This is a genomic window from Rhizorhabdus sp. P4_G6 (assembly GCF_056401045.1).
The window spans coordinates 114,489-136,100 of sequence record NZ_JBFUKC010000007.1 but is presented as its reverse complement, the minus strand read 5'-3'; the positions used below and the strand labels follow the sequence as shown (position 1 = coordinate 136,100).

Annotated in this window: 14 protein-coding genes; 7 read left to right on the top strand and 7 right to left on the bottom strand. The window is 64.6% G+C overall.

Annotated elements, in window-relative coordinates:
* Positions 1 to 18: 18 nt before the first annotated feature.
* From rfbF to AC1DPF_RS09895, 6 genes are read left to right on the top strand one after another with little or no spacing between them, the layout of a single operon-like run.
* Positions 19 to 792, top strand: coding sequence for a glucose-1-phosphate cytidylyltransferase (gene rfbF, locus AC1DPF_RS09920; RefSeq protein WP_477869550.1), 774 nt, complete (start codon positions 19 to 21; stop codon positions 790 to 792).
* Positions 789 to 1,850: a CDP-glucose 4,6-dehydratase gene (rfbG, locus tag AC1DPF_RS09915; RefSeq protein WP_477869552.1), complete on the top strand. Its 1,062-nt coding sequence runs from the start codon at positions 789 to 791 to the stop codon at positions 1,848 to 1,850. The genes rfbF and rfbG overlap by 4 nt, the downstream gene beginning before the upstream one ends.
* A complete protein-coding gene (locus AC1DPF_RS09910; protein ID WP_477869554.1) occupies positions 1,847 to 3,085 on the top strand; it encodes a methyltransferase domain-containing protein in 1,239 nt (412 codons plus the stop codon). The genes rfbG and AC1DPF_RS09910 overlap by 4 nt, the downstream gene beginning before the upstream one ends.
* Positions 3,085 to 3,621, top strand: coding sequence for a dTDP-4-dehydrorhamnose 3,5-epimerase family protein (locus AC1DPF_RS09905; protein ID WP_477961017.1), 537 nt, complete (start codon positions 3,085 to 3,087; stop codon positions 3,619 to 3,621). Before AC1DPF_RS09910 ends, AC1DPF_RS09905 begins: the two co-directional genes overlap by 1 nt.
* Positions 3,622 to 3,625: 4 nt before the next feature.
* Positions 3,626 to 4,120 carry an acyltransferase gene (locus tag AC1DPF_RS09900; RefSeq protein ID WP_477961015.1) on the top strand — a complete coding sequence of 165 codons (495 nt, stop codon included), beginning with the start codon at positions 3,626 to 3,628 and terminating at the stop codon, positions 4,118 to 4,120.
* A complete protein-coding gene (locus AC1DPF_RS09895) occupies positions 4,117 to 4,920 on the top strand; it encodes an NAD-dependent epimerase/dehydratase family protein (protein WP_477961013.1) in 804 nt (267 codons plus the stop codon). Before AC1DPF_RS09900 ends, AC1DPF_RS09895 begins: the two co-directional genes overlap by 4 nt.
* Positions 4,921 to 5,032: 112 nt before the next feature.
* Here AC1DPF_RS09895 and AC1DPF_RS09890 read toward each other — a convergent pair whose 3' ends face one another.
* The 7 genes from AC1DPF_RS09890 to AC1DPF_RS09860 all read right to left on the bottom strand — a co-directional run bounded on the left by AC1DPF_RS09890 (position 5,033) and on the right by AC1DPF_RS09860 (position 17,116).
* Positions 5,033 to 7,354 carry an O-linked N-acetylglucosamine transferase, SPINDLY family protein gene (locus AC1DPF_RS09890; RefSeq protein WP_477961011.1) on the bottom strand — a complete coding sequence of 774 codons (2,322 nt, stop codon included), beginning with the start codon at positions 7,352 to 7,354 and terminating at the stop codon, positions 5,033 to 5,035.
* A gap of 72 nt (positions 7,355 to 7,426) precedes the next feature.
* Positions 7,427 to 9,736, bottom strand: coding sequence for an O-linked N-acetylglucosamine transferase, SPINDLY family protein (locus AC1DPF_RS09885; RefSeq protein ID WP_477961009.1), 2,310 nt, complete (start codon positions 9,734 to 9,736; stop codon positions 7,427 to 7,429).
* A gap of 167 nt (positions 9,737 to 9,903) precedes the next feature.
* Positions 9,904 to 11,097, bottom strand: coding sequence for a calcium-binding protein (locus tag AC1DPF_RS09880; RefSeq protein WP_477961007.1), 1,194 nt, complete (start codon positions 11,095 to 11,097; stop codon positions 9,904 to 9,906).
* Positions 11,098 to 11,442: 345 nt separating this feature from the next.
* Positions 11,443 to 12,264, bottom strand: coding sequence for a sulfotransferase domain-containing protein (locus AC1DPF_RS09875; protein WP_477961005.1), 822 nt, complete (start codon positions 12,262 to 12,264; stop codon positions 11,443 to 11,445).
* The gene (locus AC1DPF_RS09870) at positions 12,261 to 13,661 is read right to left on the bottom strand and encodes an HlyD family type I secretion periplasmic adaptor subunit (protein WP_477961003.1); all 1,401 of its coding nucleotides are present in this window, start codon (positions 13,659 to 13,661) and stop codon (positions 12,261 to 12,263) included. Before AC1DPF_RS09870 ends, AC1DPF_RS09875 begins: the two co-directional genes overlap by 4 nt.
* A complete protein-coding gene (locus AC1DPF_RS09865; RefSeq protein ID WP_477869572.1) occupies positions 13,658 to 15,391 on the bottom strand; it encodes a type I secretion system permease/ATPase in 1,734 nt (577 codons plus the stop codon). Before AC1DPF_RS09865 ends, AC1DPF_RS09870 begins: the two co-directional genes overlap by 4 nt.
* A 90-nt stretch (positions 15,392 to 15,481) precedes the next feature.
* Entirely contained in the window at positions 15,482 to 17,116 is a 1,635-nt protein-coding gene (locus tag AC1DPF_RS09860) for a TolC family outer membrane protein (RefSeq protein ID WP_477961001.1), read from the bottom strand.
* 307 nt (positions 17,117 to 17,423) lie between these two features.
* Here AC1DPF_RS09860 and AC1DPF_RS09855 point away from each other — a divergent pair, with 307 nt between their 5' ends.
* Positions 17,424 to 21,569, top strand: a complete 4,146-nt coding sequence (locus AC1DPF_RS09855) for a glycosyltransferase (protein ID WP_477960999.1) — start codon at positions 17,424 to 17,426, stop codon at positions 21,567 to 21,569.
* Positions 21,570 to 21,612 lie beyond the last annotated feature (43 nt).

The following is a 21,612-nucleotide window of genomic DNA, read 5'->3' as shown; positions in this document are numbered from 1 at the left end:
CTCCACGGGGGACCGACCATGAAGACGGTGATATTGGCCGGCGGGCTGGGCACGCGCATCTCGGAGGAGAGCCACCTCAAGCCCAAGCCGATGATCGAGATCGGCGGCCGGCCGATCCTCTGGCACATCATGAAGCTGTTCTCGCAGCACGGCTTCAACGATTTCGTCGTGTGCCTCGGCTACAAGGGCTATGTCATCAAGGAGTATTTCTCCAACTATGTGCTGCACAATGCCGACCTGACCGTCGACCTTGGCAAGGGTTCGGTCGAATATCATGCGACCAACCACGAGCCGTGGCGGGTGACGCTGGTCGACACCGGCACCGACACGATGACCGGCGGGCGGCTCAGGCGGGTCGAGCCCTATCTGACCCCCGGTGAGCCGTTCTTCTTCACCTATGGCGATGGCGTGGCCGATGTGGACCTGACCGCGCTCGCGGCGTTCCACAGGCAGCATGGCCGCGACGCGACCGTGACGGCGGTGTCGCCTCCCGGCCGCTATGGCGCGCTCGCGCTCAGCGACGATCAGGTCGACTGCTTCATCGAAAAGCCGCCGGGGGACAATGGCCTGATCAATGGCGGCTTCTTCGTGCTGCAGCCGGAAGTGGTCGGCCGCATCGCTGGTGACGCGACGCCGTTTGAGGCCGAACCACTGGAGGGGTTGGCGCGCGATCGGCAGCTGATGGCCTATCGCCATCTCGGCTTCTGGAAGGCGATGGACACCCTGCGCGACAAGAACGAGCTGGAGACGCTCTGGTCGAACGGTCGCGCGCCCTGGCGATCCTGGGAATGACGCGGCCGAGCCGGGATTACTGGTCGGGCAAGCGCGTGCTGCTGACCGGGCACACCGGCTTCAAGGGCGCCTGGGCGGCGATCTGGCTGGCGCGGATGGGTGCCAGGGTGACGGGCCTCGCGCTGGCGCCCGAGGAGAGTCCCAACCTGTTCGAGCTGGCCGGCGTGGCGGATCTGGTCGATCACCGCGTCGTCGACCTGCGCGGCAAGGATGCCGTCAGCGCCGCGCTGGCGGACGAGCGCTTCGATATCGTTCTCCACATGGCGGCACAGGCGCTGGTGCGTGCGTCGATCGGCGATCCGATCGCCACCTTTGCGACCAACATCATGGGCACGGCCCATCTGCTCGACGCGCTGCGGAACGGGCCCGCGCCCGGGGCGATCCTCGTGATCACGTCGGACAAGGTCTATGCCAACGCGGAGACCGGCCGGGCCTTTGCCGAGGGCGACGCGCTCGGCGGCAAGGATCCCTATTCGGCGTCCAAGGCAGCGGCGGAGATCGTCACTGCCAGCTTCGCACGGAGCTATTTCGAACAGGCGGGCGTACCGCTGGCCACCGCGCGCGGCGGCAACGTGATTGGCGGCGGCGACTATTCGCGGGACCGCATCATGGCCGACATCGTCCGCGCCGCGCGCGCTGGCGAGGTCACCGTCCTGCGCCATCCGGAGGCGACGCGGCCGTGGCAGCATGTGCTCGACTGCGTCGCCGGCTATCTCGTCTATGCCGAGCGGCTCGCGACCGATCCGGCGCTGCCGAGGGCGATGAACTTTGGGCCCCGTGCCGACGGGCCGGTGATGACCGTCGGCGAGCTCGCGATGCGTGCAACCGCCGCGATGGGGTCGAGCGCGTGGCGGCACGAGCCCGATGCCGGCTCGATCGAAGCGCGCATGCTGGGCATCGACACCGGCCTTGCACGGCGCCTGCTAGGCTTCGACAGCCTGCTCGATGCGCCGGCCGCGGTCGACTGGACGATTGACTGGTATCGCCGGCTCGCCGATGGCGCTGCCGCGCTCGCCCTGTGCGAGGAACAGATCTCCCGCTACGAAGAGTCTCGATGACCATAGCCACCTGTCGTTTCTGCCGCGCGCCGTTGACGCTCGATTTCCTCGATCTCGGCGACCAGCCGCTGGCGAACTCGTACCTCAGCCAGACCACGCTCGATGCCGGCACCGAGCGCCATTATCCGTTGCATGCGCGGGTCTGCGAGGCGTGCTTCCTCGTCCAGGTCGACGATCCTGTCGCGTTCGACCTGATCTTCGACGATCAATATGCCTATTTCTCCTCCTATTCGGCGAGCTGGGTGGCGCATGCCAAGCGCTATGCCGATGCGATGACCCCCTGGCTCGGCCTCGACGCGAACTCGCTGGTGATGGAGATCGCCAGCAATGACGGCTATCTGCTGCAGCATTTCGTCGAGAAGGGCATCCCGGTGCTGGGGATCGAGCCGACCGCGAACACCGCCGCGGCCGCGGTCGAGCGCGGCGTGCCGACCGAGATATCCTTCTTCAACGCAGCGACGGCGGCGGACCTTGCCGCGCGGGGCATCAGGGCGGACTTGATCGCGGCCAATAATGTGCTGGCCCATGTTCCCGACATCGCCGACTTCGTCGCCGGCTTTCCGATCGTCCTGAAGGACGAGGGCGTGCTCACCTTCGAATTCCCCCACCTGCTCACCCAGATCGAACTGATCCAGTTCGACACCATCTACCATGAGCATTTCTCCTATCTTTCGCTGCTGGCGGTCGAGAAAGTGCTGGCGGCCAACGGTCTCAAGGTGTTCGATGTCGGGCTGCTGTCGACCCATGGCGGCTCGCTGCGGCTGTTCTGCGCGCATGCCGGGTCGGCGCATCGGGAAACGCTGGCGCTATTCGACCTGCGCGCGCGCGAGGAAGAGGCGGGGCTGGGCAGCAGGGTACCCTATGAGCAATTTGCGACGAGAGCCGCAGGGGTGCGCGACGGCTTCCTGCGCTTCCTCGGCGAGGCGGAACGCCAGGGCAAGTCCGTGGCGGCCTATGGCGCGGCGGCGAAGGGCAACACCTTCCTCAACTATGCCGGGGTGAAATTTCCCCGGATCAAGGCCGTGTTCGACGCCAGCCCCCACAAGCAGGGGCGCTATCTGCCGGGTAGCCATGTCCCGATCCTCGCCCCGTCCGAGGTCGAGCGGATCCGGCCCGATTATCTGATCATCCTGCCCTGGAACCTGAAGGGCGAGATCATGGAGCAGATGGCGGTGATCCGCGACTGGGGTGGCAAGTTCGTCATCGCCACGCCGCATGTCGAGATCCTCGACTGATGCGCTTCACGGCGACCGGCATCGACGGCGTTGCCCTCGTCGATCTCGAGCCGATCGCCGACGAGCGCGGCTATTTCGCGCGCAGCTTCTGCCCCGCCGAATTCGCGGCGGCGGGCTATGGCTTCACGCCGCTCCAGTCGAGCCTGTCGCATAATTTCGCGGCGCGGACGCTGCGCGGCCTGCACTATCAGCCGGCGCCTTATGGCGAGGCGAAGCTGGTGCGGGTGGTGCGCGGCCGGATCTTCGACGTGGCGCTCGATCTTCGCTCCGGCAGCAGCAGCTATCTGCGCTGGACCGCGGCCGAACTGTCCGCCGACAATGGCCGGGCGCTGCTGATCCCCGAAGGTGTCGCGCACGGCTTCCTGACGCTCGAGCCGGCGACCGACATCTTCTATCAGATCGACCGGATGTTCGAGCCCGGCCATGGCCGTGGCGTCCGCTGGAACGACCCGGCCTTCGCGATCGACTGGCCCGCCGCGCCGGAGGTGATATCCGGGCAGGATGCCGGCTATCCCGATTTCGATGCGGAGCGATGACGCCATGCTGACGATCGACCCCACCGCCCGGATATCGCAGCTGGCCGACATCGAACCGTCGGTGCGCGGATCGAAGGTGGTGATCGGCGCGCGCACCACGATCGACTCCTTCGTGAAGATTAAGCCGGCCGGCGGAACCGGCGATGTGATCATCGGCGAGGATTGCGCGATCAATTCGGGCACGGTCCTGTACAGCGGCAATGGCATCAGCATCGGCAACGCCGTGCTGATCGCGGCCAATTGCACGCTGGCGCCGACCAACCACGCTTTCGCCGATCCCGATCGCCGCATCCGCGACCAGGGTTTCCAGCCGAGCCGCGGCGGAATTGTCATCGGCGACGATGTCTGGCTCGGCGCCAATGTCGTCGTGCTCGACGGCGCGGTGATCGGCGAGGGGGCGGTGATCGCTGCCGGGTCCGTGGTGCGCGGCGCGATCGAGGCTTATGGGCTCTATGCCGGTGTCCCCGCCGTCAGGCGCGGCACGCGCCGGCCGGCATGACCGTCTATACCGTCATCGGCGGCAGCGGCTTCGTCGGGTCGCAGGTCGTTCGGCACCTGCAGGCGCTGGGACACCAGCCCTTCGTACCGGCGCGCGATGATCCGGCGCTGTGGGATCGCGATCTCGGCCGGATATTCTACTGCGCCGGGCTGACCGGCGACTATCGCACCCGTCCCTTCGCGGCAGTGGAGGCGCATGTCGTGCTGTTCGCCCGGCTGCTCGAAAGCGCCCGGTTCGAGCGGATCGTCTATCTGTCCTCGACGCGGCTGTACGACAGCCAGCCTGGTGCGCTGGGCCGGGAGGATCGCCCCATATCGGTCGACGCCGCCGATCCCGCCCATCTCTACGAGCTGTCGAAGCTGCTGGGCGAGAATCTGGCGCTGCACCGGTCCGACGGCCGCGGCGTCGTCGCGCGATTGTCCTATGTGTTCGGGTGGGACGCGCGGGCCGAAGGCTTCCTGTCGGACTGGCTGCGCGCGGCGGCAGCGAACCGCAGCGTGCGGATCGACTCCAGCCCGGCCGGCGCCCGCGACTATATCCACATCGCCGACGTCGCGACCGCGCTCCACGCGCTGCTCGACAGCCCGCTGAACGAGATCGTCAACGTGGCGCGGGGCGAGACGATCGCCAATGCGCAGATTGCCGAGCTGTTCGCGCGGCACGGCCGAGCCGTCGCGTTCACCCGCACCGACGGAGCGGCACCGGGAAAGACCCTGGAGGTCACCCGCCTCGCTGCCTTGGGCGCCCCGGCGCGGCCGGTGCTACCGTTGATCGAGGCCTACCTGTCGGGGCTCGGCTGAAGATAGCATGACATTTGACCGATCCCACCACTCCTCCGTTCGTGTCGAGCGAAGTCGAGACACCGCGCGCATGGCTTGGGACTGTCCCTCGACTTCGCTCGGGACGAACGGGTCAAGATAAGGACATCATTCCTTCCGCGGCTTGAGCGCCCAACTCCGAACCCACGGTGCGGGCAACGAGATCGTAGAAATCCTTGGCGAACTGCTGCGTCTGGCCGAGCGGGCTAGCCTTGATCTGCGCGCGGAGCCCGGTCCGCAGGGCCTGAAGGCGATCATGATCCGCAGCGAGACAGGTGGCGATATCTTCGAACTGCTCCGATGTCTCCGCGCAGAGATCGCCGAGGCCGGCATTCTGCAGGATCGAGTAGCTGAGCCGCTCGAACAACGCCTGACCGACGAGGGTGACGGTCGGCACGCCCATCCAGGCGGCTTCGCAGGTGGTGGTGCCCCCGGTCTGCGGGAAGGTGTCGAGCGCTATGTCGATGTCGTTGTAATGCGGCATATGCGCGCCGCGCACGGCGCTGAACTGCACCCGGTCGGCGGAGATACCCTCGGCCTCGAATCGCGCGCGGATATTGCGGACGAACGCCTGCGACCCGCCTTCGGGCCTAACGAACAGGAAGCGCGAATTCGGCACGGCCGCAACCGTTCGCGCCCACACGCGCAGCATCTCCGGCCCATATTTATAGGGGTTGTTCGCGGTGCCGAAGGTGATGAACCCGTTGCGGCGGACCGGGGCGACCGGATTGATCACATGGCCTTCGGGGAAGGCATAGTCGCTCATCGCGATCCAGGAACGCGGCATGATCAGCGGCTGCTCAATCAGCAGGCTGCGATCGGGCGGGCAGAGATGCGGGTCGACCATCAGATAGTCGATCGTGCTCAGGCCGATCGAGTGGGGATAGCCGAGCCAGCTCGCCGTGATGCGGGCCGGTTTCCAGGCCATGACGTCGATCTTGTTCATATGCGTCGCGCCGCCCAATTCGAACAGCATGTCGAGCTGGTCGTTGGCGATCATCTGCGCGGCGTCGCGATCGCTGATGTCGGGATGCCAGCGGAAGGCGTCGACTAGCCCGGTAAGCTTCTGCTGGATCGGCCCGGCCGCGGCGCCCTGGTAGAAGGAGTAGCAATAGATCTCGAACTGGTCCCGATCGATGTTTTCGAACAGCGGCAGCGCGAAATAGGCGACCGGGTGATCGCGCAGATCGGATGACATGAAGCCTATGCGGATCTTCGATGTCGGCTTGGGATCCCGGGGAAAGGTAATGGGCGCGAGCTGCGCACGCTCTATGGCGGTGTCGCCCCATAKCCGGTGCTGATGGAGCAGCTCGACGCGATCCTCCGCGCTCTTCACCCGCGGCATCTGTCCCAGCAGTGCGGTATGATTGCCGGTCAATGCCCAGCTTCGGCCAAGATCCTGGAAGCTGCCGAGCTGGAAGATGGCGTCGTAATCGGCGACCCGCTTGAAGATCTCCATCGCGATCTTCGCTTCGCTGCTGCCCGGTCGCTCCGGGAACGTGCTCCCCTTCAGCACGGCGTAGCCCTCATCGATATTGGTGCCCTCTGCGGGTCCGCGCGTCCGCTCCATGCTTTCGGCCAGCGCCATGCGATACTCGAAGTTGGCAGGCTCGAGATCGACCGCCTTGCGGTGGTGGATATTGGCTTTCTCGCGATCGAAGCCCGCGACCGTCTTGGCGATCTGGTTGTGGAGCCAGGCTGCGTGTCCGAACTTCGGCATCAGGGTAAGCAGAAAAGCTTCCGCTCCACGGTGGTCGCTGAACAGGCGCATGGTGCCCGCCTTTGCCTGCAGGAGCCGCTGATCGTCAGGCACTGCCTTGAGCGCTCGATCCAGCGTGGCAAGGGCTTCTGCTTTCTCGGTCCGCGAGCTTGCCATGGCGGCGAGATCCAGCCACGCATCGACATCGTCCTTCTTGAGACTGATCGCCTGGCGTAGCCGCATTGCCGCAGGCCCATGCTTCTTTTGGTGGAGCAGCGCGCGTGCCAGGGCACGCTGATATTCCGCAGATTTGGGATTTCTTCGGACCAGCTTGGTGAAGATCGCTTCTGCGGCCGGGCCATCCGCCATGTCGTTGAGGATGTTGCCCTTGTTGACCTGAGCGACCGGGTCGTTTGGCTGGAGCTTAATCGCCTGATCGAGCACAGGGAGTGCGTCCCGGTGGCGTCCAGACCGCCGCAGAAAGATGCCATATAGATTGAGCAGCTCGTAGTTCCGCGGCTCGAATTCCACTGCCTTCTCAGCCCAGAAGGCGCCGTCGCTAAAACGCTTCAGCGTGAGCAGATTGCGCAGGAGGACGCGGTACAGACTGAGCGATCTTTCGCACCCGTCGTTCAGCGCGCCGACCATCAGATCGACGGCTTGGGAAATACGCCCTTGTTTGATCGCGTCGTCGGCGGCGACTAGCCTAGGATCCATTCCCGTCCTCATTCAGCGCTCGGATTTGCCGCGCTTACGGGTGGATCGCACGGGAGGGAATAGCAATGCACATCACACGATATCCTGAGCGCTGCCGGCATGAGCCTCGACGGTGCGATGGACGAGATCGTAGAAATCCCGAGCGAACTGTTCGGTCTGGCCCAGCGGGCTCGCCCTGATCTGATCGCGCAGGCCGATCCGTAGCGACTGGATACGGTCGGTGTCGCCGGCCAGCCGAACGGCGATGTCGATGAACTCGTCCGTCGTATTGGCGCAAAGATCGCCAAGGCCGGTATTCTGCAGGATCGAATGGCTCAGCCGCTCGAACAGGGCCTCCCCAACAAGGGTGACTGTGGGGACCCCCATCCATGCGGCTTCGCAGGTGGTGGTGCCGCCGGTCTGCGGGAAGGTGTCGAGCGCTATGTCGATATCGTTATAATGCGTCATGTGAGTGCCACGGACGGGGCGAAACTCGATGCGATCGGGGGAAACTCCTTCAGCAGCGAAGCCGGCTAGTACATTGCTGATGAAAACCTTCGAACCTGCTTCCGGCCTCACAAAAATGAAGCGCGAATTTGGCACGAGCGCCACGATGCGTGCCCAAGCGCACAGCATCGACGAGGTATATTTATAGGGATTGCTAGCAGTGCCGAAGGTGACGTGGCCATTGCGGCCGACCGGCGCCAGCCTCTCGATGACATGATCTCCGGGAAAAGCCAGACTGCTCATAGCAACCCAACTGCGAGGCATGATTAGTGGCTGCTCTATCAGCAGGTCCGGATCCGGCGGTGTGAGAAAAGGGTCTACGAGAAGATAGTCGATCGTGTCCAGGCCAGCCGAATGCGGATAACCGAGCCAGCTTGCGCAGATGGGGGCTGGCTTCCAAGCCATCACCTCAAGCTTGTTCATGTGGGTCGAGCCACCTAGCTCGAACAGGATGTCGAGCTGATCATCAGCGATCATCTGCGCAGCCTCGCGGTCACTCATGAACGGGTTCCAGCGAAAGACGTCGACATGGGATGCGATATGCCGCTGCATCCGTCCCGGCTCATCGCCGCGGAAAAAGGAGTAGCAAAAGATTTCGAATCGGTCCCGATCAGCGTGTTCGAACAGCGGCCAAGCAAAATACGAAACGGGATGCTCACGAAGGTCGGAAGACATGATCCCCAACCGGATTTTTTTGTTCTTCGGTGCAAGCGTCCTAGGGTGGGTGATCGGATTGCGCTTTGCGCGTTCCACGACGAGGTCACCCCACAATCGATGCTGGTGGATCAGTTCCCTCCGATCTTCGCGAGACTTCACCCGCGAGAGATGATCGAGCAGGGCGGTATGAAACCCAGCCTTGGCCCAAACCCGGCCGAGCTGCTGGAAATCCCCAACGTCCGATGCACGAGCAAAATCGGCGAGACGGTTGAATATCTGCGACCTGATCCGGCATTGTGAAGCCGATTGCGTTCCATTAGAAGGACAGCCGAGCAGTATTTTATATGCATAATCAAAAGCTTCTCCCTGGATGTCGCCCGGGGATCTGAGGAGGTGCTCTGCAAAAAAAAGACGATACTCAACGTTGTTTGGCGATAGTTGGATGGCGCGGCGATGGTGAGCCGTGGCCTCTTGCGGATTAATGGCGCCCACCGATTTCCCGAGTTCATGGTGTAGCCAAGCGGCATCGCCATGTTGCGGCAAGAGGGCCGTCAGGAAGGCTGCCGCCTCGCCGGCGCGGCCGGCACTCCAAAGCATGACAGCCTTTGCTTTAGCGAGACGGCCGTCGTCGGGTATCGCAGCCAAGCCGCGGTTGAGCGTCGCGATTGCCCCATCGAGATCGGCGCGTTCGAAGGCAACCGCCGAAAGGTCGAGCCAGGAATCGCAATCCTTATTGTTCAGCGCGAGAGCCTGGCGCAAGCGGCGATCAGCTTCCTTGAACTTGTGCTGGAGCGCAAGAGCCTTGGCGAGACCGCGGTGGAGTTCCGAGAGGCGCGGCTCTTTCCGGATAGCTTTGGCGAAGATAATCTCCGCATTGGCGCCTTCGCCGAGATCGTTGAGCGTATGCCCCTTGTTGACGTGAGCCGCGAGTTCTCCGGGCCGCAGCTTTATCGCGGCATCGAACACCTTCAAAGCTTCGCGGCGGCGACCGCTCAATCGCAAGAAGGCTCCGTAGAGATTCCAAAAAGAATAGTTTTTGGATGCTGTTTCCACCGCACGTGCGGCCCACGTCGCACCCTCTTCGTATCGACCCAGTTCCAGCAGGAGGTTGAGTAGCGGACTGAACGCCTGAATGCCGCACGAAATATCTTCTGTGACTGCCGATATGAGTTTGTCGGCCGCCTCAGATTTACGACCTTGCGTCAATGCTGAATGCGCAGCGATCAGTTGAACGTTCATATATGACCTGTCGGGGAGGATCATGCTACCATGTTAGGTCGCCTCCACAGCATCGCTTAGCGATTTGCACGACGTCCAGCTAGAGGCTCTGGGCGACCTCGCATCCAACAAAGAAAAGGGGCCGGTCTTGCGACCAGCCCCTTCCATCTCGATCGAGATGACTTCGATTAGGCGAAGTCAGCGATTGTGAAGATCGAGGTGTCGGTGATGCCCTGCACCTTGACGATCGAGTCAATGGCAGCAGTTGTGCCCGTCGAGTCGTAGAACAGGTAGGTGTCGCCACCGACCTTCACGATTGCGACGTCATTGGTGCTCGCATTCGCGTCCAGGAGCTCCTGAGCGTAAACGGTCGCCGCCGACACCGTGGTGAACGTCGCACCGGCTGCGCCGATAACGATTTCCGCAGCTGCGTCGCCGTAGACCGAGCCACCGCTGGTGATGTTGAACTTGTCTTCGCCATCAACGAAGTCGTTGATCGTGTCGTAAGACTTGACCGTGCCAACTCCGGTATTTCCAGCGCCGGTGAAGTCGAAGCGGTCATTGCCCGCGCCGCCCGTCACGAAGTCGATGCCAGCACCGCCCGAGAGGGTGTCGTTGCCGAGATCGCCCAGCAGCGTGTCGTCATCAGCGCCGCCCGAAAGCGAATCGGTGCCCTGACCACCACGGAGGAAGTCGTTCTCGGTCCCGCCATCGATCGTGTCGTTGCCGAGGTTGCCGTTGACCGTGTCGTTGTCAGCGCCGCCAACGATGGTGTCGTTGCCGTTGCCGCCGAGGATGCGATCCGAACCGGCGCCACCGTCGATGCTGTCTGCACCGGCGTTGCCGTTCACGTAATCGCCGCCGGCGGCACCGCTGATGCTGTCGTTACCGTCAGCGCCACCCGATGCGCTCTGACCATAGATATGGTCATTGCTCGCGCCGCCGGTGAGGCTGTCGGTGCCGTTGCCGCCGAACAGGTTGGCTGCGGTAGCACCGCCGGTGAGAGTGTCGTTGCCCTCGCCGCCGTAGACCTGGTCCGCGCCAGCGCCTGCAGCTACCGAGTCATTGCCCGCGAACAGGTGAATGACAGCGCCGGCAGCAGGAGTGATCGAGTCCGCAGTGTTGACGCCAACGTTCAGTACCGAGGCATCGTTGAATACGAGGTTGCCCGCAACCGAGATTGCCTTCAGCGCTGCCGCGTCGAAAAACAGCGACTTGCTGCCGACGGTGAGCGTCGTGTTCTGGATCGTATCGGATGGAGACGAAATAGAAACGCCAACATTGGCGGCGGTCGCCGTGGCGGTCGAGAAGGCGATGATGTCAGCGCCGGTGATCGCGTTGGCCTGAGCCTGCGTCAGATTTTCGAAAACGTAAGTAGCCATTAGAGTCCTCCAGTAGAACCTTTACCCGGGCAAGCAGCGTGCCACCTCCCGTTTACACGAGCGGGAAGCGCCCCTTGCCGCTCGTGAACCGATCCCCCGTGGCATGGTTCATCGAGCAAGCCCAGAACGTTGCTTAGCCAAGCTTTCTCAACCGCGCAACAGGCAAAAAGCGAAGCGCAGGCTCGACATCGTCCGATTTGATGCTTGTGTTGCGTTTTCCTGATAGGCGATGCGACGAGCAGAGTCACCATCAAAGGTCGAAATTTCGCGATATTGGTGAGGAATTTCTTAATAGTTTGTGCGCTGTCGCGCCAGCGGTGAAGAAGAACGGCCGCGGATAACCGGCTATTCCTGCCGATGTTGCTGCGCGTCCAAGGCCTTGGGCTGGCCCTTATTTAGGCCGCTCCAGTTGCGCGTCCAGGCTGATGGATCGATCTGCGTCAGCTGCGAAAACAGTTTCATATCAGGTGTATAGAGTTCGCGCAGCATCGCGATGTCCGACGGCAGGAGTTCGGATGGATATTGCCGAGCCCTCGCAGGATGGACGATCCGAGGCGCGATGCCTGCGGGTCGAGACTGGCCCAGAAACGAGCAGACTGCCGTCAGGGCGCCTGCCGGGTCTTCGCGTAGCTGCTCGGAGCGCAGGAACAGGCACTGCTCGCGCGGGAACAGGCTCAGCAGCCGCTCGACCTGCCGCCCATAAAAACCGCGTTCGACATAGCTGAACACCCGGTGGAAGCCCGGAGCGGCGGCGTCGCCGTGCTCCAGCCGGGCGCGCCCTTCGCGAATGCACCATGCGAAGGGCTCGCGTTCCTTGCCCTTGGCATATTCCATCTTCCAGTGCGACCAGGCCCGCTGGATCGGGTCGCGGAACAGCAGGATCAGCTTCATCGCCGGATTATAGGCGGCGATCCGTTCGAGCGCGTTGGGCCAGTAGATGTAGATCGGCGTCGCTTCCCCGCGCAGCCGTCCGTCCGGCTCGAACAGCCGGTGATAGGCTTCATAGTCGGGGCGTCCCCAGTCGATCGTCTCGTCGTCGAAGAAGTGCGCCTCCTTGACCGCCGGGAGCTGTAGCCCCGGCATGTCGCGGAGATATTCGAACAGCGCGCTCGTGCCGCCTTTCTGCACGCCCGCGACGAGGAACGCCACCCTGGGCGAAAGGCTCATCGCTCCTTCATCGCCGTCCGCATGGAGTCCGTGAACGGCTCGAGCAGATATTGCAGGATCGTCCGCTGCCCGGTGACGATGGCGATGCTCGCCTGCATGCCCGGCGCGAGATGCACGTTCGGGCCGGCCTTGGCGACATTGGCCGCCGGAACGGTGATCTCGACGACGAAGAAGCTGGCGCCGGTCTTCTCGGACGTCCGCGCATCGGCGGACACCAGGCTAACCGTTCCTTCGACGGGGGATACCGTGCGCGGATTATAGCCCACCAGGGTGACGCGCGCGGGCATGCCGACCCGCACGTCGCTGATGTCGCGGGGGGAAACATCGGCGGAGATGATCATGCGCCCGCTGGACGGCACGATCTGCATCAGCAATTGCCCCGCGCCGGCGGCGCTGCCTTCGGTGAACTGGGTCAGGTTGAACACATAGCCGTCGACCGGCGCCCGGATCTCGGTCTGCTGCTGCTGGTCCATCACCGCGCGCAGCTTCGGGGCGTTTTCCGCCAGGCGGTCCTGCGCGGTGCGGATGCCGTCCGCCACCTCGGTCTGGTGGCGATCCTCGAGCTGCGCGATCTGGAGGCGGATCTCGCCGATCGCCTGCCGCGCGCGGGACATTTCGGCCAGTGCGGCGCCCTTCTGGCCCTTGACCTGCACTGCGCTGCGCTCGAGCGCGAGCAGCCGGCTGTTGGGGGCATAGCCCTGGCGGCTGAGCTCGCGCACGCCATCGAGCTCTTCCTTGACCAGCTTGGCCTGGTCGTCGACCGACTGCGCCTGCAGCCGCATGCCGCTGATCTGGGTTTCGAGCTGCTGGGCCTGCGAATTCAGCACCATGGCCTGGCTGCGATAGAGCATCATGCGGGTCTGGAACAGCGCCCGCTGGCTCTCCAGCAGCCCGGCCACGCGCGGATCATTGGCCCGGGCGAGCAACTCCGGCGGGAAGTCGATGCCGGACGCGCCGACCGATTCCGCCTGGAAGCGGGCGATCTGCGCCTGCGCGGTGTCCACCACGCTCTGGTAGATATCCACCGAGGCCTGGGCCTGGGTGTTGTCGAAGCGGATCAGCACCTGCCCCTTGGCGACCTTCTGCCCCTCGCGGACGAAGATCCGGCGGACGATGCCGCCTTCGAGCCGGCGCACGTCCTTGCTGTTGTTCTCGACCTTGACGACGCCGGTCGCGAGCACCGCCCCCGAGATCGAGAAGACCGCGGCCCAGATAAGCAGGATGATCACGAACAACAGCGTGACCAGTCCGCCGATCAGGATCGGCCGCTTGATCTGGCGGCTCACATCCTCGTCGCTGGGCAAGGTGCCGGCGGCATAGGCCCGGGCCGAATCCTCGTCGTCGGGCAGCGGTTCGGCGCGAACGAGCATCTTGCGCAGGTCGGGGAGCAGACTCATGGCTTGGCCTCCTGCAGGGCGGGACGCTGGGCGGGAACCGCCGGCGCCGGCGGTGCCATGGCACGTAGCACTTCCTCGCGCGGGCCAAGCATTTCGATCCGTCCGTTCCTGATCAGCATCAGCTTGTCCGCCTGGGCGAGCACGCTGGGCTTGTGCGAAACCATCACGATCGTCGCGCCGCGTTCCTTCAGGCCCTTGATCGCCTCGGCGAGCGCGGCTTCGCCGTCCGCGTCCAGATTGGCATTGGGTTCGTCGAGCACGATAACCTTCGGGTCGCCATAGAGCGTCCGCGCCAGGCCGACCCGCTGGCGCTGGCCGGCCGACAATACCGAGCCGCCTTCGCCGAGCTGGGTGTCATAACCCTTGGATAGCCGCAGGATCAGTTCGTGCGCCCCCGCCGCCTGCGCCGCCCTGACCACGTCCTCGTCCTTCGCATCGAGCTGGAAGCGGCAGATGTTGTTCCTGACCGTTCCCGCGAACAATTCGGTATCCTGCGGCTGGTAGGCGACCTGCTGCCCGAAGTCGCCGCGCTCCCAGCTATAGACGTCTGCACCGTCGAGCCGGACGGTGCCGGACGTCGGCTTCCAGATGCCGACCATCAGGCGCAGCAGGGTGGATTTCCCCGCGCCCGACGGCCCGATCACACCAACCATGTCGCCCGGCAAGATCGTGCAGGTGACGCCGGACAGGATCAGCGCCGGCGCGCCCGCGGGTGCGAAGCTGACGCCTTCGAAGTTGATCCGGCCCTTGGGAGTCGGCAACTGGGTAGCGGGCACGGGGGCCTCATAGTCGCCCAGCACCTTTTCGAGGCGCCGATAGGCCTGTGCCGCTTCGAAGAGCCCCTTCCACGATCCGACCACGCGATCGAGCGGGGCAAGCGCCCGGCTCGCCAGGATCATGTTCGCGAACAGGATCGCCGACGATATGGTGCCTTCGATCACCAGCCACGCGCCCAGGCCGATCGTGGCGATCTGGATGACCATCCGCACGAACTTGATGGCATTGCCGTAAAAGCTGCCGCGCTGGCTGGCGACCTGTCCCATGTTGAGCGAGGTATGGCGGAAATGCGCCCATGCCGCGCCGAGCGTGGGCAGCATGCCGAGCGCCCGCACCACTTCCGCATTGCGCAGCGCCGCGTCGGTGAAGGAATAGCTCTTGATCGCGGCGTTGCTCGCCTCCTTCAGTGCGCTGTGCGTCGCACGGTCCTGCAGCACCGCGAGGATGAGCAGGATGATGCCGCCGACCAGCGTCAGCGCCCCGATCCACGGATCGATGATGAACAGGATGATCAGGAACAGTGGCATCCACGGCAGATCGAACAGCACGCCGACCGCCTGGCCCGCCAGGGCATAGCGCACCGTATCGAGGTCGCGCAGCGCCTGCGCATGCGCACCGCCCATGCGGCGGACGACGAGATCGAACAGCGCCGCAAAGGTGGAGCTTGCGAGATAGCGATCGAAGGCGATCGAGAAATTCTGCAGCACCTCAGCGCGAAAATGGTCGAGCAGGGCGGACAGGAGGAAGACGACAAGCGCGCCGGCGGTCAGCACCGCCAGCGTGGATCCGCTATGGCTGTACAGCACGCGCGAATAGATCTGGTTGGTGTAGATCGGCAGCGTCAGATAGAGCAGGTTGCTCGCGAGGCTGAACAGCGCCGCGAAAAGGAACGAACTCTTACCCTGCTTCAAGGCGTCGGTAAGGATGTTCTTCTGGAACAGGGCTGACGTCATCGGAGCAGGTTCAATCCCGGTTTTGGCGCCTTCGGGTCAAGCCCGGGACGCAAGTCTCTTAACATATGCCGGACAGGCGGCGAGCAATTTTCATCGCGGATCGTCGTCCTGCGGCGGAGTGCCATAGTCGCCGACGATCGACGGAAGCTGGTCGGCAGGGACCAGCGGGCTTTGCGTGATCGGGACCAGCGGCTTCTGCGTATAGCTCTTGTCGAGCGCCGCGGGCATGGCCGGCGATCCTGTCGGCTTGGGCTGGTTGGCGCCGCGCAGATCGGGCTTGGGCTTGGCATAGGGGCTGGCCGAGCCGACATGATCGAGCAGCATCGCGACCGGCTCGGTCGGCGAGATGCCGCGCCAGCGCACCTTCTTGAACTCGGCCTCGGGATCCCGGGCCGGTATCGCCGAATTGACGGTCCGCGCGTCGAGCCGGCCCATTGCCAGCAGGAGCGAGGCACGCGCGACATATTCCTGATAGCGGTTCGACAGCAGGGTCAGTTGGGCCGAAGCGAGTTCCTGCTCGGCATTGAGCGTTTCGATCGTGCTGCGCAGCCCATAGCGCTCCTCGCGTTCCATGCCGGCAAAGGCGATCTGCGCCGCCTGCACCTGACGGCTGCCCGCAATGACTCCCAATCGCGTGGAGGCCAGCTGGTTCCAGGCTAGCACGACGTCCTGGAAGGCCTGCCGGCGTGTGCCATCGACTACAGCCTGGGCTGCGTTGTTCTGATCCTGCGCCTGGCGGATCCGCGAGCGGATCGCTCCGCCCTGGAAGAGCGGCTGGGTGATGGTGACCTGCGCGGTCACCTGGGTGCGGAAACTATGGCGGTCGAATGGCGACAGCACGCCGCGGACCTTCCCCGCGTCCGCCGTGATCGAGGCAGTGGGCCGCTGGCCGCCGCGCTGCGTAGCGACATTGGCGCGAGCGGCTTCCTCGGCGAAACGGGCCGAGGTGAGTTCGGCGTTCTCGACTTCCGCAACCGCAAACGCCTCGTCGATCGACTCCGGCAGCCCAGGAAGTTCGGGCAGCGGCTGGAGATCTCCCGGCTCATGGCCGACGATGCGCAGATACTCGCCGCGGCTGACCGCGAGCTGGGCTTCGAGATTGGCAAGTTGGGCCTCCCCGGCAGCCAGCCGCGAGTCCGCCTGGGCAACGTCGGTGACCGTCACGTCCCGCACCCGCCGTTTCGCGCGGCGCTCGGCCAGCTGCTGATTCAGCACGGTCACATTTTGTCGAGCGACTTCGAGCCGCTGCTGATCGCGCAGCACCGCCGCATAGGCATTGATGACGTCGCCGATCACCTCGCCCTCGACCCGGCGGAGCCCTTCTTCGCTGCTGCGGACATTGGCCCGCGCCTGCGCCAGAGCGCCGCGTTGGCGGCCGCCGCTGTAGATCGGTTGGCGAACATTCAGCGTGAGGTCGCCTACATAGCCATCGGCCGAGGGCCGCCTATAAAGCTTCTCATAATCATAGGTGCCGACCGCCTGAAGCGACACTTGCGGGCCATATTGCGCCCGCGTCTGGACATAGTTTTCGTTGGTGCTCTTCTGCCGGTAGCGCTGGGCGACAAGCGTCGGGTTGTTGCCATAGGCGGCTTCGACGGCATCCATCAGCGTCTCGGCGGAGGCCGGAGCGGCGGTTTGCAGCAAGAAGGCTGCGCCGAACATCAACGCGAACCGATGCCCCTGCCGGCCTGGTCTGTTGTCAATCGAAGCGATGTCGAAGATCATCCAATTCGCCGCCCAAATACCGGCGGGTCCAACCGGTCATGTCGTTGATGCCGGGGCGCCCCCATAGCCCGCCCTGCGCGGCTGTCAATTGCGATACTGTCCTTGCCCTAGCCTTAACAGCTTGTAAGACTTGCGCAGAAACCGCTCTTCTTCCTAAGAGGCAGGTTCCTTGTGCAGGGCCGAATGACCCGCACCCGCTGGACATCCGGATGCTCGCTCCCTGTTTCGTAACCATCGATGCCATGATAGCGAGCAATGCATGACGAGGGGGTTCTGGCGAAAACGGGCGATGGAACGTGCCTTCCGCATGGCTACGGCCGCGCGCGACGCGCGTGATTGGGGCAGGGCGGCGGAGCATTATCGCCGCTACCTCGTCTATCGTCCGGGCGATTTCGCGATCTGGGTTCAACTCGGCCATATGTTTGCCGAGAGCGACGATCCCGAGCAGGCCGACCGGGCCTATCGGATCGCCTACGGCCTCGATCCGTCCGACGCCGATCTTGCCTTGTGCCGGGGCCATCTCGCCCGCCGCACCGGGGATATCGACCTCGCAATCGCACTTTATCGCGAGAGCCTGGCGCTTGACGGCAACCAGCACGCCGTCAATGCGCTCGCCGAACTTTTGCCGCGAGAGCTTGAATCGGAGCCGCAAGCCAACGCACAAGCTGAGCCAGAGCCGGAGCCAGAGATTGAGGTCCCCCGGGGCGGCAAGATCGAGGGCTGGTATGAGCGATCCGTCTCGGGAGTGCTCTTTGAGACTGGGGGCACAAGGCCGTGGGTCGAATTCCATGACGGCGAGCGGCGAGTAGGGCAGGCGTTTCCCGAGCGGCTCGATGACGGCACGCTCAGCTTCCGGGCCATATTGGACATAGATCTCGGCGAAGACGGCGACGGCGTCGAGGTCGTCGGCCGCCGGATGCCCGATGGCGCAGAGCTCGAACCGTCGCCGGTCATGCTGTTTCCGCCATCGCGCCACCCCGAAAGCCATCCCCCTGCCTGGTCGGTGCCGAGCGACGTGGTCAAGCCGCTGTCGTTGCCGATCGACAGCGAGATCGTCCTGTTCGTCACGCATTCGCGCTCGGGCAAGATCAAGCCGCATGTCTTGCCCTATCTGCGAGCGTTGAAAGCGCAGCGGCTGGGCATCTTCCTGATCGCGACGGTGGACCGGCCGGTCGATCTTCCGCCGGAGCTGATCGACCTTGCAGATGCGGTGATGGTGCGCCGCAACGCCGGCTATGATTTTGGGGCGTGGAGCCACGCGCTGAAGCTCTATCCGCGGCTTTACGGTGCCGCGACGCTCTATCTCGCCAATGACAGCGTGTTCCCGGCGACCGACGACGGGCGGATCGGCGCGATCGTCGATCGCGTGCGGCAGAGCAAGGCCGACCTGATCGGATTGACCGAAAGCCACGAGTGGCGTTGGCACGTCCAAAGCTACTTCCTGGCAATCAAGCCGCGGCTGTTGTCCTCGCGAACCTTTCACAGCTTCATGGACGAGGTTCGGCTGCTCACGCGCAAGGATCATGTGATCCGCGCCTATGAGATCCGGCTGGCCGAGCTGGCCGAGCAGAGCGGCCATGATGTCGAGATACTGTTCCCGAGCCCGACCGCGATCAATCCGACGCTGTTCGGCTGGCGCGAGCTGATCGCCGACGGCATGCCGCTGGTGAAGCTGCTGCTGCTGCGCGGCGAGTTCGAGACGGCTGATGTCTCCGGCTGGCGCGAGACGCTGGCGCAGGCGGGCTTCGACGTGGCGCTGGCTGAGGCGGCGATCGCGGCGGGGGCGGAGAAGGGCCCCGTGGACGATGGTGGCCGCCTGCTGGCCCGGCGCCTACCGCGCGAGAAGCTCGGCCGCGGGCCGCTGCGCGTGGCCTTTTACGGGCCGTGGAATTACGACAATGGCCTGGGCCAGGCGAGCCGCGGCATCATCGCCGCGATCCGCAGGACCGGCGCGCTCGTCAATCTTCACCCGATCAAGCTGCCTTTCCATATCCACAAGCCACTCGTGCCGGCCACCGATATCATCGACTTCGAAGGCCCGGCCGAGATCGCGCTGGTGCACCTGAACCCGGACAGCTGGCATCTCCTCACCGAACAGCAGCGCGGCGCCATAGCGCAGGCGCAGCGCCGGATCGGTTATTGGGTGTGGGAGATGGGGCATATCCCGCCGGCGTGGCGCAGCAATTTCGGCTCGGTCGACCGCATCTGGGCGCCGAGCCGCTATTGCGCGGACGTGTTCTCCGGGCAGGACGGCGTTCCCGTCGATGTCATTCCCCATGTCGTTCCGCTGGTAGAGCCGCCGGCGCTGGACCGCCAAGCGGCTCTGGGCCGGCTCGGGCTCTCCGCGGATCGCCGTACGATCCTCTACGTGTTCGACGGCTCGAGCTATCTCGTCCGCAAGAATCCGGCAGCGCTGATCCGCGCATTCTCCGCCTCGGGCCTGGCGGCGCGTGGCTGGTCCTTGCTGCTCAAGACGAAGCATCTCCATGATCGGCCTGAGGAAGGCGATGCGCTGCGTGCGCTCGCCGACGGCACCGATGGCGTCCTGCTCATCGACCGATCAATGACGGCCGACGAGCTTCAAGAACTCACCGCGCTCGCCGACCTCTACGCATCCCCGCATTGTTCGGAAGGGTTCGGGCTGACCATCGCGGAAGCCATGGCGATGGGTAAGCCGGTGATCGCCACTGACTTCGGCGGCAGTCGGGACTTTCTCGATGCGGGCAGCGGCTGGCCGGTCCGATATCATCCGTGGCGACTGGAGCAGGATTTCGGCCATTATATCGAAGGCGGACAATGGGCGCGGATCGATGAGCCCGCGCTGACGGTCACGCTCATCGAGGCCGCCGATCGGATCGAAGCCGGCGAGGATGGCAAAGGCGCCGCCGCGCGCGAACGGATCGGTTCACTGCTGTCCTATGAGGCCGTGGCTGAAAAGGTGGCAGCCAGCTTCGCCGCGGTCGTTGAGGCACCCGGCAACGAGGGCGGCGTGCACGTCCCGTCGAACCTGTCGATGGGCATCCCTGTCGGGATGGCAGCGCTGGGTCCGACCTTGCACGTCGTGGCCCTGGCGCCCGATGCTGTGCTCGACACGCCGCTGCCGGCCGATCTTCCCACGGCCCGGAATCAATGGATCGTGCTTGCGCCGCGCGACGCGCTGCTCTCGCCGTTGTTCGAACGGACGTGGCGCGAGGCCGCTGCGGCCCGGCCCGATGTCGGCATCTTCTATGGCGATGACTTCGCTGCAGGGGAGGCTCGTGGCTTTGATCAGCTGCGGCTGAAGCCTGCATTCGACCTGACATTGCTCGCAGCGCAGGACTATATCGGCGCGCCGCTGATCGTTCGCGCCTCACTGTTCGCGGAACTCGGCCTGCGTACCGAGATGGGCGCGGCGGTGCTCGACGAACTGCTCTTCCGCGCGCATCGCGCCGGCGCCTCGATCGAGCGTATCCCGAAGGTCCTGCTGGCCCACCGCGGCGCCCGCCCGATCGCCGATCCCCAAGTGCGCCAGCGGATGCTCGCGCAGCAGCCGCAATTCGCCAGCTATGACTTCAAGCCGGGGCGGGTGCCGGGGAGTCTTGCGCAGCTGCGTGAGTTCCGCGCTGCCGTTCCCGAAGTATCGCTGATCATCCCGACCCGCCGCAGCCGCATAGCCGGCGGCCGCTCCACTTATGTCGAGCGGCTCCTCAAGGGTATAGCCGAAGCCGACTGGCCGATGGATCGGCTGACGGTGATTGTGGGCGACGACATCGCCGGAGAGCCGGGCTGGGCGACACAGTTCTGGCCGTTCACGCTCCGCCGCATCGAAACATTGCGCGGCGACGACGAGCCTTTCAACTATGCCGCCAAGATGAACCGGCTGTGGCGGACGGCCGAGACCGAGCAGATCGTGCTGATGAACGACGACCTCCAGCCGGTCACGCCCGACTGGCTCAGGGCGCTGGTCGGGTTCGCGATGGACGAGAGCGTCGGCGGTGTCGGGGCGCGGCTGCTCTATGCCGACGGACGCCTGCAGCATGCCGGCATCGTCCCGCAATTCGGCGCCATCGCCCATGCCTGGGCCGCGCGGACGAAGGTCGGCGGCACCTATCAGGATTGGGCGCTGGTGCAGCGCGAATGGTCGATGGTGACGGGCGCCCTGTTCGCGACCCGGCGATCACTGTTGGAGGAGGTCGCCGGCTTCGACGAGCAGTTCAGCCTGGAATATAACGATGTCGACCTGTGCCTGCGGCTGCGCGCGCTGGGCTATCGCATCATCTGCACGCCAGTGGCCGAGATGGTCCATGCCGAGAAGGCATCGCGCGGCGAGACGCCGGTCGCGGGCGATCAATATGCGCTGTTCCAGCAGCGCTGGAAGCAGTGGCTCGACAACGACCCGTCCTGGCATCCCGGCCTGCGCCGCGACAGTTTCGAGGTCATGCCCGCGGATGATCCGGGCGCCTGGTACCGGTAGTTTTCGGCTAGGCTCAGGAGCATCGAGCCGCTAACCGGGCCTT

What these genes read in the sequence shown, in the direction of transcription:
- rfbF (WP_477869550.1), top strand. Translation starts at nt 19, where the DNA reads ATGAAGACGGTGATATTGGCCGGCGGGCTGGGCACGCGCATCTCGGAG.
- rfbG (WP_477869552.1), top strand. Translation starts at nt 789, where the DNA reads ATGACGCGGCCGAGCCGGGATTACTGGTCGGGCAAGCGCGTGCTGCTG.
- AC1DPF_RS09910 (WP_477869554.1), top strand. Translation starts at nt 1,847, where the DNA reads ATGACCATAGCCACCTGTCGTTTCTGCCGCGCGCCGTTGACGCTCGAT.
- AC1DPF_RS09905 (WP_477961017.1), top strand. Translation starts at nt 3,085, where the DNA reads ATGCGCTTCACGGCGACCGGCATCGACGGCGTTGCCCTCGTCGATCTC.
- AC1DPF_RS09900 (WP_477961015.1), top strand. Translation starts at nt 3,626, where the DNA reads ATGCTGACGATCGACCCCACCGCCCGGATATCGCAGCTGGCCGACATC.
- AC1DPF_RS09895 (WP_477961013.1), top strand. Translation starts at nt 4,117, where the DNA reads ATGACCGTCTATACCGTCATCGGCGGCAGCGGCTTCGTCGGGTCGCAG.
- AC1DPF_RS09885 (WP_477961009.1), bottom strand. Translation starts at nt 9,736, where the DNA reads ATGAACGTTCAACTGATCGCTGCGCATTCAGCATTGACGCAAGGTCGT.
- AC1DPF_RS09880 (WP_477961007.1), bottom strand. Translation starts at nt 11,097, where the DNA reads ATGGCTACTTACGTTTTCGAAAATCTGACGCAGGCTCAGGCCAACGCG.
- AC1DPF_RS09875 (WP_477961005.1), bottom strand. Translation starts at nt 12,264, where the DNA reads ATGAGCCTTTCGCCCAGGGTGGCGTTCCTCGTCGCGGGCGTGCAGAAA.
- AC1DPF_RS09870 (WP_477961003.1), bottom strand. Translation starts at nt 13,661, where the DNA reads ATGAGTCTGCTCCCCGACCTGCGCAAGATGCTCGTTCGCGCCGAACCG.
- AC1DPF_RS09865 (WP_477869572.1), bottom strand. Translation starts at nt 15,391, where the DNA reads ATGACGTCAGCCCTGTTCCAGAAGAACATCCTTACCGACGCCTTGAAG.
- AC1DPF_RS09860 (WP_477961001.1), bottom strand. Translation starts at nt 17,116, where the DNA reads ATGATCTTCGACATCGCTTCGATTGACAACAGACCAGGCCGGCAGGGG.
- AC1DPF_RS09855 (WP_477960999.1), top strand. Translation starts at nt 17,424, where the DNA reads ATGGCTACGGCCGCGCGCGACGCGCGTGATTGGGGCAGGGCGGCGGAG.